General features: G+C 63.6%; 8 protein-coding genes. All 8 read left to right on the top strand.

What is annotated here, in order from left to right; genetic code table 11:
* Window position 1 precedes the first annotated feature (1 nt).
* Window positions 2–2,581 (top strand): hypothetical protein, encoded by a 2,580-nt coding sequence (locus tag U5768_RS25710; RefSeq protein WP_322033193.1) that lies wholly within the window; start codon window positions 2–4, stop codon window positions 2,579–2,581.
* Complete coding sequence (locus tag U5768_RS25705) at window positions 2,581–6,999, top strand: hypothetical protein (protein ID WP_322033192.1); 4,419 nt, start codon at window positions 2,581–2,583, stop codon at window positions 6,997–6,999. The genes U5768_RS25710 and U5768_RS25705 overlap by 1 nt, the downstream gene beginning before the upstream one ends.
* A 281-nt stretch (window positions 7,000–7,280) precedes the next feature.
* Window positions 7,281–7,787 carry a hypothetical protein gene (locus U5768_RS25700; protein WP_322033191.1) on the top strand — a complete coding sequence of 169 codons (507 nt, stop codon included), beginning with the start codon at window positions 7,281–7,283 and terminating at the stop codon, window positions 7,785–7,787.
* A 36-nt stretch (window positions 7,788–7,823) separates the two neighbouring features.
* Entirely contained in the window at window positions 7,824–8,174 is a 351-nt protein-coding gene (locus tag U5768_RS25695) for a hypothetical protein (protein WP_322033190.1), read from the top strand.
* A 280-nt stretch (window positions 8,175–8,454) separates the two neighbouring features.
* Entirely contained in the window at window positions 8,455–9,105 is a 651-nt protein-coding gene (locus U5768_RS25690; protein ID WP_322033189.1) for a hypothetical protein, read from the top strand.
* 338 nt (window positions 9,106–9,443) lie between these two features.
* A complete protein-coding gene (locus U5768_RS25685; RefSeq protein ID WP_322033188.1) occupies window positions 9,444–10,130 on the top strand; it encodes a hypothetical protein in 687 nt (228 codons plus the stop codon).
* A gap of 42 nt (window positions 10,131–10,172) precedes the next feature.
* A complete protein-coding gene (locus U5768_RS25680; RefSeq protein WP_322033187.1) occupies window positions 10,173–10,433 on the top strand; it encodes a hypothetical protein in 261 nt (86 codons plus the stop codon).
* Between the two features lie 461 nt (window positions 10,434–10,894).
* Entirely contained in the window at window positions 10,895–12,517 is a 1,623-nt protein-coding gene (locus U5768_RS25675) for an NAD(P)/FAD-dependent oxidoreductase (protein WP_322033186.1), read from the top strand.
* The last annotated feature ends 2 nt before the right edge of the window (window positions 12,518–12,519 follow it).

Raw genomic sequence — 12,519 nt, 5'->3', positions numbered from 1 at the left:
TATGGCAGGCCAACAAGCACAGACGTACCGGCGTACTCAACTCCCTGACCCGAACGACTCGGCGGCTCCCAGTGTCTCGACGACTCCCGAACAGGAGACGGCGGGGCGCGTGGATGCCACGGCGCAAGCCTCGGCGATGCAGTCGCTCTCGAACGCCTTCGGAGGGTTCTTCCAGAACCTCCAGGGCGACCTCCAGCGCGTCAATTCCGCAACTGAGCAGGCGCGTGTCGTCGGTATCCACCAGGAGAACGAGGCCCTGGCAAAGCAGGGGACAGCGGACCAGGCCGCAGGCCGCACCCCTGACGCGGCGGTTTCCAATCGCGAGTCCTACTGGAACGCGTACCAGCAGTCGTTCGCCCAGAATCAGGCGTTCGAGATGCAGCAGGAACTGGCGCAGCGTCTCCGTGACATGCCGCAGGACGGCTCGGTCTCGGCGGCAGATGTCGCGCACGGAGTCTGGAAGGACTTCTACGGTACCGGCACGGGCGACCGTGACTTCGATTCGGCGCTCGTGGGGCGCTTCACGCCCGCTGCGCAGACGATGGTGGCTCAGGCCAACGAACAGGTCGCGCAGACGCAGGAGCGTAACCAGGCGCTGGAGATTCAGAACAGTGCCGACGCCCAGATCAACTCGCCGCAAGGTATCTCCGAGGCCGGCTTCGCGGCGCTTACGCAGCGCGTAGACGCTCTCACGCGCGGCGACCAGGCGCTGTCCGACAAGATGATCGGCAACTTCATGGGCAGCGTACGCAACAAGTCGCAGGCCCTGGGTCTTCTGAACATCCTGGACAAGTCCGGGTGGGCAGACCGGAACCCCACCGCCTACGACAAGATGTCCCAGGAAGCCGTGCGCCAGATTCAGACCGTGAAGTCGGTCGAGGCGGCGCAAGCGGTCGATGGGATTCGCCTCGCGGCGGTGGCGCTCCACATGAATCCCCGCGCTACTCCTGAAGACTGGGCGGAACTGTTGTATCAGGCCCACCGGGTCGATTCGAATCATGGCGTGGGCATGGACAAGTTTGGGGCCGTAATCGCCGGCTTGGAAGCCTCCGCGAAGCAGAAGGCCGTATATAACGCTTTCGACTTGGCCGAGCGTGGAATGGGCGGCTCGCATGATATGCCAACTGTCATGACGCTCACCGGGAAATCGCCGGAGGACCTTCGGAAAGACTATGAAGGCTGGTTTGACCGCAAAATTCTCGTGGGAGCAAAGCAGTTTCCTCACCTCGCGGCCACAGCGCAAGGCAACGCCGGCCTCCCGGACCCCCTGGCGTCAGACCAGGCCGGCGCGGAGTTCGTGGGGTGGGTGACTGCTCCGGGTGTCCGCGACCTCTCGGGCGGCACCATGCCTCCCCGCGTTGAGCAAAGTGTTCAGCAAGCGATCAAGTCGGGCGACCCCGACCGCGCGACGCGGGCGTGGCGAATCATGGATCGCATCCATGACCTCGTGGGCGATCACGCGTTCGGCCAGTACCTCGGCAAGGACGACGAAGCCTCCGCGATGTACTGGGGCGTCAAGGCGGTCGCGCCGACCAACGGCGACGTCTCCCAGGTCTACAAGTCAATCCGCGATGGCGGCATGGACTCGAAGCTCCTGGAGAAGATCGGGGCGGGCGGGTCGATCAACTGGGAACCTCTGCTGCCTGGTAAGAAGCAGGCGGATGTGGACCAGTCGGTCGACAAGGCGATGGACAAGGCCATGCTCAAGGACGTGGGACGCGACGGTTTCATCTGGAACCCGAACACCTCCATGAGTTCCGACCTCCGTCACCAGTTCCAAGGGATCGTGATTCAGCAACTGATGGCCCAACGGGCTAACGGTCAGGTGAACCTCGACTCTGCGGTGCAGAACGCAGCGACCGTGTTCAAGGGTACGCGCATGGCAACGGTCGGTATGAACGGCACGGTCAAGATCATCGAAGACCCGTTCAACGGCAAGGGCCGCGCAGTGGGCTCCCCGCTCAACGCGGACCCCGATCACCCGTATTCGATCACCAAGGGCTACGCGCCGATCTACTCCTCGTTCCCGATGGCGAACGCCGCCAACGAGCAGGAGGACCCGTTCAAGACCGCGCAGGGCGACCTGAAGGGTCTGGGCAAGGCGCTCCCTGGGATCGTCCCAGACGCCTCGGGGCTCTCCCTGAAGCGTCCGGACCGCACGGGCCTCTCGGAGATTCACGACTCGCTCGACAACCCGATCATCCTCCACGCCGGCCAGAAGCTCGCCATCCGCAACCAGACCGCCCCGGAGAACACCTGGGACGATTCGGTCCCGGACTTCGCGGGCGTCGCTCACCCGAGCAAGGGGCCGAGCGTCGGCGACCTGGTGCAGAGCGAAGTGCCCAGGGACACGGCAGCGGCGGCGAAGTTCTTCAAGGACAACCTGCCGCCTGGTGTGTTCGCGGTCTACGACCAGCAGCACAACCAGTACACGCTCAACTACGGCTATCGCCTCGCAGTCGATGAGGTCAAGGCAACGGCGATGCGTGCGGATCGCGCGAAGGATCAACCGGCTCGCGCAGCAGCGCGGCGCTCTCTCCTGGAGGGCGTGGCGAACGCGCAAGCCTCGGCCAACTTCTGATGCAGACAACCGACAACCCCTCCCGCTTCGGCGGGGCTCTCATTCCTATGGCAGACACGAACGACACACCCAACGTGGTCAATGCGGTTCCCGCTGACTCAGGCGTCCCCCTGCAACCGATGCAGACGGGCTACGTGCCCGAGGACGTCGAGTACGCACACCTGAACCAACCTGACACGCTCGACGTGGCTGCTGCAACCTGGCGGTCGAGTACGCTCGTCGGTCAGATCATCAACAACTTCCAGGACGTCGACGCAGGCGCACACGCCGACCCGACGTTCAACGCTTACGGTTACATCGACGCGAACAAGGACAAGTACCAGGACCTCCTGCCGCTTGTCTCGCAAGGCTCGCTGACGTTCGACGGTATCGACTCGCAGGCCGGGTTCGACGCCTGGGTCGCGGCGCAACGCCGGAACCTCAAGGACCGGCAGACGCTCGCCTCGGCGGACACCTGGAAGTCCCTGGTCACAATGCCCATCGCAATGCTCGACGCGACGCTGCTGCTCGGCCCGGTTGCAGGCGGCGTCTCGGGCGTCACTTTGGCGCGTCTGGGCAGCGGTCTCGCGGGTCGTGCGGCGGCGGGGGCTCTCGCCGGGGGCCTGGATATCGCTGCACAGCAAGCGGGCGTGTCGATGCTCAATGACGCCCAGACCGCCGAAGAGGCGTTCATGAACATCGGGGTCGGGATGACGCTCGGCGCGGGCATGGGGGCAGTGTTTCGCCATGCAAAGCCCGATAACGTCCTGCTTGCCGGCAACCCGGGTAATCCGATGCATACGGAAAACCTCGAAGCCGTCCACGCGGTCAATGAGCACCATATTGGGCAGACCCCCGATGAGGGTACTGTGTTCGGCCTGGACTCCATCGGCGCGGCCCGCGCGACCGTTGACGATGACTCGCTGATCGCCACGTCCCCGAGTCCCATTGCCCGCGCGGTGGAGTGGGCCACGACATTCGGACATTACACGCCGCTCCAGCGTCTGGGTGAATATTCTGTCCCGCTCGTGCGCGAGACCATGCTTGGCCTAATGGATACGGGCGGGCTGTTGACCCGTGCAATGGCGCGAGGTGAAGCGCGACCCGTCGAGGCCGAGACGCTCAAGACGATCTACGAGCAGCGTATGCAGAATGCCCGCGAGCGTGTCGCGTCGATCTACCGCGCGGCGAATGCCGACCTGGGGCAGTCGGGCGCACGGACGTCGGCGGGCGAGGTGTTCAATACGCTCACTCAAGGTGCGCGGGACGTCAACATGATTCCGCAGGAGGCATTCAATGAGGCGGTGTCGCTGATCCAGCGCGGCTCGAATGCGCAAGCGTCCAACGAGCAAATCTCGCAGGCCGTCATGGATCGCATGACACAGGCGGGCCTTTCGCTCGACCAGGCCAAGGCGGTCCACGCTCGCGTCTACGAGGCCGAGAAGGCGTACCACGAAGCCTATGATGCGCTTAAGGATGAGGCCGTACAGCAAGGACTGATGGACCCCGAGAAGCTGGTGGAGGGCCGTTACGGCATGCCGCAGATATGGGACCGCAATGGAGTCGATGCGAATCCCGAGGGCCTCAAGGCGTTCCTTCAAGAACACCTGGGCGGCAAGCCGACCGACGATTGGCTCCGTGAGAATCGCTTCATTGCGGACGCAACTGAGGCGACATCCACTGGCGAACAAACGCCCCCGGCCTCGTGGGACGAACTCAAGCGCACGACCGACGCCACGGCACTCAATTCCATTCTGCGGCAGTGGCGCGGAGAGGAGAACGAGTTTAGCAATCAGTACCTCTTGTCGAAGTTAGCCGACTATCAGCAGAGACAATTGAAGGCGCAGGACCACGCCGCGACCGTCCTGGGGACGCTCAAGGGTTCGGAGCGTGACTGGCACGACGCCAAGCTATCCGAGATGCGCACGGCAGCGCGAGCGGTCGAGCGGAACGCCATATTGCGTAAGGTCGCGTCGGCGCAGTTGAAGGCGTCACGTGCGGCGGAATCGGTCCAGGGTGCACTGCGTCGTCTCGGTGGCGACGAGGGGCTCGTATTGGACCTCTCGCGCCAACTTGAGCGGGGCGGGATGTCGCTGGACCAGGCGGCGGGGCGTGTCGAAGCGGCGCGTAGTCGTGCGGTTGCTGCCGCCCAAAATGAGGCGCTGCAACTTCAGGACGCATTGCGCGGCAAAGTCCAAGGCTTGAAAGAGCAGAATGGGACGCTCCTGACAGAGAAGCGCGGAGTGCTTGGAGACCTCAAGGATATCGAGGAGAACCTGGGGGGCACCGAGCTTGCCCGCGCTCAAAATCCGTTGCGGCAGCAACGGGACGTGCTCAATATGCAGAGCCGCGCGAACCGAGCCGAGATACTCAAGATTCGCGAGCAACTCCGGGACGCGCTGGCCGAGCAACGAGCGGCCCAGGCCGAACTCCGCACCGCCAATGCTGATTTCGACACGCTGGCCCGCACGCAGCGCGATGTCCGAGCGTGGCACGATGCAGCCGCCAAAGAGGTGAGCACCATTGTTCAGCACGAAGGCGAAGCCCTGCTAGAGCCTAGCTTGCGGCTGGAGATGGACAATCATCTTGCTGCCGCTTCGGAGTTGCGAGACGTCTTGGACCGGGCGCGGGAGAGCCGCCGGTCCGCATTTGATGTCATGCGGCAAGCCGGGCAGGAGGCGAGGGCAGCAGTCAAAGCGTCGGATCGCTCCGCTTCGCAATTGCGTAAAGTGGCGTTCCAGGCCCGCAAGGGGATGTCCGACACCTCGCCGCTCACGAAGTACGTGGACGGCCTGGTGAATGACCTCCGGGGTACTGAGCGTGCGCCGCGCGGTCTGCTGCTCGACAAGAGCCCGACCTCGGGTCGCCTGAAGGAGCGGCAGTTCCAGTTCGACTTCGGGGAATACAACCGGCTAGTCGAAAGTGGCTTCTTGCGCGGTAACGCAGACGATGCGTTCCAAGGCTATTTCAGGGACCTGGGCGGGCAGTTGGCCGCGCATCGTGGTCTTGGGGGCCGGCCAATCGATGACATCCTCCGGGAGGTCCAAGACAGCTACGATGCCGCTATTGGGTCGGAGCTTGACCCGAAGAGGGCCGACGCCCTCCGCGCCGAGGCTAGCGCCGCAAAGGCCGATCTGACTCACGCGCACGACCGCATTATTGGGCGCTATGACGTCAAGGACCATAACGGGATCACCTGGACCGCTGACCGCATCCGGCAATTGGGCGTCATTCGCTACATCGGAGGGTTCGTCTTCTCCGCTATTGGCGACATCGCCACGAGTGCCTTCGCGGCTCCGGGGTCGGTGCTTCGGGCTGTGGCACTGAAAGGGGCGCGGGACTATCAATACATCCTGCGGCAGGCGGCGGTGGGCGACAAGGACGCCGAGGAACTCAAGATGATCCTTGGTTCCTTGGAAACCGGTATTCACCTTAACCAATCGGACCGGGCTCTCGGGCGTGGTGAGTCTGCCGATTTGCTCGGGTTTGGGTCGGGGACGGCGCGGAAAGCATCTCGCGCCATCGAGCAGGCGATGAACACCACAGCGGACTACGCCAATAAGCTGTCCGGCCTCAAGGCGTTCTCCGACAACATGCGCCGCACGGCGGGTCTCGTGCAACTCGCCAACATCCGAAAATGGGTCGCCGACTATGACCTCATCGGCAAAGGGAAGCAGGTTCAACTTGCCGCACTCGGGATCGGAGAGCCCGAGGCTCGCCGCCTCAATGCGCTGTTCCAGCAGTATGGGACTGAGCAGAGGCAGGGCCTGTTCTCCCCTGGGGTGTCGAAGTGGCTGTCCGAGCCCGACGGCGAGGAGATGAAGTACGTGCTGGAGTCCGCGCTGGTAAAGACGCAAAAGAGGGCGTCCTACACGTCAGGGTTCGGCAACCAGCCTCTCGTGTTGGATAAGTGGTACGGCAAGTTGTTCCTGCAATTCCAGACGATGGCGTTGCAGTTCTCCAATAACTTCATCCGCGCGGGCATGCAATATGGCTTTGCCACTGGTGACCATATCCGCTTCGCGCATTCGCTCGGGACGGCGTTGGCCGCTGGCGTCCTGATGAATGCTATTGCCACTTTCCGCAAGGGTGAGGATATCCAGGACCAAGCCCCGCAGCAGTTTGCATACAACGTTGTGCAACGCTCGGGCCTCCTCGGGATCGCGGGTGCATACGCGGACTCTGCCGTGAAGCTGATGGACCCCGTGCTGAATCAGCATCTCGGCTGGACCCTCGGCGGCGGTGCCTCGAAGTTCTCCCAGAACTCGTGGCTCGCGAACCTCATGGGTCCGTGGGGCGGCAATATCGAGACGCTCCAGCAACTCGGGGCGAATGCAGTCAACGGCGATCTCGACAAGGCAGGGCGCAAAGCGCTGCTCCTCGCGCCGCTCAATCAGCAAGCCCAGATCATCGCCCGGATGCTTTCCGTAAATCCCTAAGTAGTTCCTAGACCAACCGCCGACCCTATACGAGCCCGCTGCGTGCGGGCCGTTGGTCGTTTACTCACCATGCCTCCCATGCACTTCAAACCTGAAGCACCAACCGCGCAATTCTGCTCGCCTCCGATCCACCCTTTGTTTCTTGCAGATATCCCGCGCTTCTGTACGACGTGCGGCGTCCCGCTGTATCCCGAACAACTGACAGACGACAAGGGCCGATGCGAACACTGCGCCGCCTTGTCGAATGCCCATCACCAACCCCACCCAATCAAGGAAACACCATGAGCTATACCAGCACCGAAAACCGCCGCAATCTCGAACGCCTCTATGAACAAGCCAAGGAGGTCGCAGCAGGCGCACCCGCAGCCCGAGCGCGAGCCGATGCCCTACACGCAATCATGAAGCTGTCGCCCGCAGAGGTAGCCACAGCGCTCCCCGCGTTCGCTGAACGCCTGCGCTCCGAGTCGCCCGCATCGAAGGGTCGGGCCCAATGGCTGGACGAAGCCGCCGCGAAGCTGAAGGCGAACCACTTGGACCACACGGCGTTCCAGACGATCCAGACCCTGCATGAAATCCTGGACAAGTCCGCGCGGGACGCTGAGAACACCGACCCCGAGCACCTCCGGCCGCGACCCGCGCCGACTCGCGCCGCCGTGCAATTCGGCTCCCCGGATACCTATCAGGCGCAGATGCTCCACGCCTCTCACATGAACGCCCAGGCCCGCGAATGGGAAGCCGAGCAGAAGGCAGCAGCCGAGGCCGCAGAAGCCGCCAGCACCGGCGAGTAATTCCACTCACCACAGTCAACACGAGGAACCAACACCATGAGCGTAATTCGACGCATGAACATCAACACGGGCCAGGTCGCAACCGAGGCCGACGAGGCCGCAGGGCTTGCCCATTACGTCCAATGCGATCACCTGGGCAACGTCATCCGCGATGAAAATCGCCAGGTCACTTCCTACGGCGGCCCCGAGGTGCGCGGGGCGGGCCTGAATCCCCAGGCCGTCGCGCTGCTGCGCTACGCCCCGAACGACTCCACTCAGAGCGAGCGCCGCCAAGGCGCGAGCCTGAATTACGACGCCCAGGCTCAGACCGATCATGAAGCCGTGCGGGCCGAGTTTGAGCGCCGGTTCGGTCCCGGTAGCGTCGGCCCGACAGGCGGGCACCTGTGACAACCCTGTGGCGCTGTACGCCAACCATCATTGCCCCGGAAGGTCGCTGGATTTATCGCGGCCCGTGGGGCGAGGTGCTGGCCGAAGCAGTTAGAGGCGACTGGCGCGAGACAACCTGGCGACAAGAAGGCCCAGGCGATCCGTGGCAGCTAGTCGATGTCGAGGCAGTCCCAGAGCAGCCCAAGCCCGTAGCGGCCCGCTCAAGCGGTCCAGAGCCGTCCCCCTTCCTGACCCGTAACCAGCTTGGGCTTTCCAGGCGCGATCACTGACCATTCAAGCTATGTCCGACTCCCTGCACTCAAACATCATTCTAGTCAGCACCACCATTGCGAGCGGCGCTTGCGAAGGCAACGCCGCGACGCCGGAAGCATCCCCGAAGCGCGTACGCAAGCCCGCGACCCCGGCGCAGATAGCGCGATGGCGGGGCAACGCGCGGCAGCGGCGGGTAATGGCGCAACTGCGAGAGAAGGCCGTCGCATATCGAGCGAGTGAGCCCGAGCCTGGCATGAAGCGCAAACGCGAGCCCGAGCAGGTACCACAGACCGGCACCTCACTGGGCATGCTTGCTGCGTTCGAGATCGAAGTCCGAAGCCCTGCGCGGTCCTTGCGATTCCGTAAGGACTGGGTCGAAGTTCCGCTAGCTGATTCGGCCTACCATGTGCGCGTCGCTTTGTGGGACTTCCAGTGGCTTTACCACGTGAAGGGCATCGCCCGCCGAGGGTGGACGTGCGGGCCGCAAGGCGAGATACGCGCGGCACTCCGGGGAGCACATCTCGTCGGACATCACGACCACGGCTACGACTACGACGTCGGGGCGCTCCTGCTTGGCCTGAGGGACGGCGAGAGCTACGAGCAGGACTATCCCTATTGTCTGACGCCCGGGACGCTGCGCAAGGTCGAGAAGCCGCGGCAATCGCGCAAGGTCGCTTGATGCCCGCTGGCCTTCAAATACGGGACGAGAATGGCTTCGTCATCTGGGACACCAGCGACTACACGTGCCGAACCCTGGGGTATGTGGACGCGGGGACTGGCGCTGGTTCCGTTACGGACGACCGCTTCACCACCGGGACGCCGTGGGCGTTCCCCGTGATGTCCGCGAACGTCAATGCGAGCACGGGCTCATCTTCCGGGATGGTTGACGTCAACTTCTGGGCAACGGCTCCGGCCATCGCCTTCTCGGGGAACCTGATGACCTGGAATCGCGATGGCAGCAAAAACCCCGGCTTCTGGACTACTCCAGGGTGTCGAATCTACTACGGAGTACGCTGAATGTCCGCAGGTCTTCAAGTCTGGAATGACGCCCTTACGTTCCAGATCGACGGGTCGACGCCTATGGTTACGCTCGCCCGTAAGGGTACAGCGGCGAGCCAGGGGACGGACTTTCCGACCAACGGAGCGAACGCGTTTTGTCTAGTTCGAATCCCGATTAGCGATGGTGAAATTCTTGCGGTCGATTGCGGGCTCCCTTTCCATATGACAGGCATTCGCAACGGTGCCGCCGAGTTCGCCATTCTGGGCGCAACTTCGACGTCGATGGACTATTGGGTCTTCGCGCCTCATACGGACTCCGGGATCAGGTTCGGTATGAAGGTGTTCTCGGAGACGGGGGCGCTGATCTATGACACCGGACGCCCGCCCATGCGGGTCGCCGGGACCGTCGAAGGTGTCGGGACGTTCGGCGGATTCCCAACGGGGCGCAGGCTGGCCCTGGTTGTCTGGGCGCAGCACACGTATATCCAACGGCGCGTCCTGGTGAATCCCATCCCGAACACCGGCTTCACGTCTGTCTCGGGGAACTTCGCGCGGTGTGCCCAGGACGGCACGGTCTATATCAGCCCCGACACCAGCTACGCCATTTACCAGGCCGCATTGTCCGGTAGCACCATCTCCTTCGCCGGCGATTGGGACAACGGGCTACAGAACAAATACACCGTCGCCGATGTCACCGGCATGTAAGCGCCCGCCATCGAGCGGGCTATTTTATTCACGGAACCGAACATGGAAACCACGAAGCAATGCAGTAAGTGCAAGGCCCACAAGCCGCGCGAGGAATTTTATGTAGACCTGAGCCGCCGCACCGGTCTCACGGCCTCGTGCAAGGTCTGCAATGACGCCGCCCGCAATGAGCGCCGCCACCGCGTCGCACTCGCCAGAGCCGTCGCCAAGGCCCAGAACCGCGCAGCGAACCCCGTGGCCCGAGAGGTCGCTGGTTTGGCCGGGGCGCTCAGGGAGGCACTGGCCGCGCGGGGTGTGCAATGAGCCTTCATCTAGAATGCGCCGAGAAGCGCTTGGCCGCTTCACATGCCGATGTTGTGGAAGCGGAGGCGACAGCGTGCGGCCCCGAGGACTGGGCGATTCTCTTGGACGCCTATGACGCGCACGCCCGCCTCCTCCACGAGTTGGCTATAGATACCCGAGACTGAATGATCTGTCCGTGTTACACTCGCCGCCACTGTGTCAATTCATGCGGCGGATTGCACTGACGCAAACCCCGGGAGGCCTTATTCCACGGTGGTCTCAGGTAGGTTCGAATCCTATCGCTCCGACCAGTCATACCGAGGGGTTACACGCCATTGGCCTGTAGCCCCTTTTCTTTTTCTTCCGTTTGGTGTCGTACGCGCTCGCGTTTCGTCGGACGCCTTTCGGTCCATTTGAAAAGCCGCCGAGCTTATAAAATACGGATCGGCCACAACCTCGTGGCTTTTCGCACCCTGGCAGCCATGTTACGTTTATCCGAAGTCAAACTCCCCCTCGACCACGCCGAAAGCGAACTTGAAGCCGCGATTCGGGGACGTCTCGCGGAACTCGGCGTGGCGGCTGATGCGCTCGTCCGCTACACCGTCTTCCGCCGTGCGCACGATGCGCGCAAGCGCTCGGATATCAAGCTGACCTACATCGTCGATCTCGAAGTCAGGGACGAGGCGAAGGTGCTCGAGCGGATCGCCGGCAAGCCGCATTGCGGCGTGACGCCGGACATGACCTACCGCTTTGTCGCGAAGGCGCCGGAGCACTCGGCGCGTGCGCGGCCGGTCGTGATCGGCATGGGGCCGTGCGGCCTGTTCGCGGGACTGATCCTCGCGCAGATGGGCTTTCGTCCCATCATCCTCGAACGCGGCAAGGCCGTGCGCGAGCGCACCAAGGACACCTTCGGCCTGTGGCGCAAGTCCGTGCTCAACCCGGAATCGAACGTGCAGTTCGGCGAAGGCGGCGCCGGGACATTCTCCGACGGCAAGCTGTACAGCCAGATCAAGGACCCGCACCACTACGGCCGCAAGGTGCTCGAGGAGTTCGTCAAGGCCGGCGCGCCGGAAGACATCCTGTATCTGAGCCGCCCGCACATCGGCACGTTCCGCCTCGTCAGCATGGTGGAAAAGATGCGCGCCACCATCCACGAACTGGGCGGCGAAGTGCGCTTCGAAACGCGCGTCGAAGACATCGAGATCGAAAAGGGCAAGGTGCGCGCGCTCAAGCTGTCGAACGGCGAGACGCTGCCGTGCGATCACGTCGTGCTGGCGGTGGGCCACAGCGCGCGCGATACGTTCCAGATGCTCCACGATCGCGGCGTGTTCATGGAAGCGAAGCCGTTTTCGCTGGGCTTTCGTATCGAGCATCCGCAGGGCCTGATCGATCGCAGCCGCTTCGGCAAATTCGCGGGCCACAAGCAGCTTGGCGCGGCCGACTACAAGGTCGTGCACCACGCCAACAACGGCCGGGCTGTCTACAGCTTCTGCATGTGCCCCGGCGGCACGGTGGTCGCGGCGACCTCCGAACCGGGGCGCGTGGTCACCAACGGCATGAGCCAGTATTCGCGGGCCGAGCGCAACGCGAATGCGGGCATCGTCGTCGGCATTACGCCGGAGGATTATCCGGGCGGGCCGCTCGCGGGCATCGCGTTCCAGCGCAAGTGGGAAGAGCGCGCGTTCGAACTCGGCGGCGGCAATTACCAGGCGCCGGGCCAACTGGTCGGCGACTTTATCGCGGGCCGGCCGTCGACGTCGCTCGGTTCCGTGGTGCCGTCGTACAAGCCCGGCGTGCATCCGACCGATCTGGGCACGGCGCTGCCCGATTACGTGATCGAGGCCATCCGCGAAGCGCTTCCGCAGATCGACAAGAAGATCGCGGGCTTCGCGATGCACGATGCGGTGCTCACCGGCGTCGAGACGCGCACGTCGTCGCCGCTGCGGATTCGCCGCAAGGACGATTACCAGAGCGTGAACGTCGAAGGTCTGTATCCGGCCGGCGAAGGCGCCGGATATGCCGGCGGCATCTACTCGGCGGCCATCGACGGCATCGAAGTGGCGCAAGCCGTGGCGCTCGATCTGACGTCGGCGCACGCGTCCTGATC

Origin of the sequence: Paraburkholderia sp. J76, assembly GCF_905220295.1 — a bacterium.
Classification (GTDB): domain Bacteria; phylum Pseudomonadota; class Gammaproteobacteria; order Burkholderiales; family Burkholderiaceae; genus Paraburkholderia.
Note: the sequence above shows the minus strand (reverse complement) of the source record. Positions and strands in the feature narration are given on the sequence as shown.

Coding starts and splice junctions, on each gene's coding strand:
- U5768_RS25700 (WP_322033191.1), top strand. CDS start 7,281: ATGAGCTATACCAGCACCGAAAACCGCCGCAATCTCGAACGCCTCTAT.
- U5768_RS25710 (WP_322033193.1), top strand. CDS start 2: ATGGCAGGCCAACAAGCACAGACGTACCGGCGTACTCAACTCCCTGAC.
- U5768_RS25680 (WP_322033187.1), top strand. CDS start 10,173: ATGGAAACCACGAAGCAATGCAGTAAGTGCAAGGCCCACAAGCCGCGC.
- U5768_RS25690 (WP_322033189.1), top strand. CDS start 8,455: ATGTCCGACTCCCTGCACTCAAACATCATTCTAGTCAGCACCACCATT.
- U5768_RS25685 (WP_322033188.1), top strand. CDS start 9,444: ATGTCCGCAGGTCTTCAAGTCTGGAATGACGCCCTTACGTTCCAGATC.
- U5768_RS25705 (WP_322033192.1), top strand. CDS start 2,581: ATGCAGACAACCGACAACCCCTCCCGCTTCGGCGGGGCTCTCATTCCT.
- U5768_RS25695 (WP_322033190.1), top strand. CDS start 7,824: ATGAGCGTAATTCGACGCATGAACATCAACACGGGCCAGGTCGCAACC.
- U5768_RS25675 (WP_322033186.1), top strand. CDS start 10,895: ATGTTACGTTTATCCGAAGTCAAACTCCCCCTCGACCACGCCGAAAGC.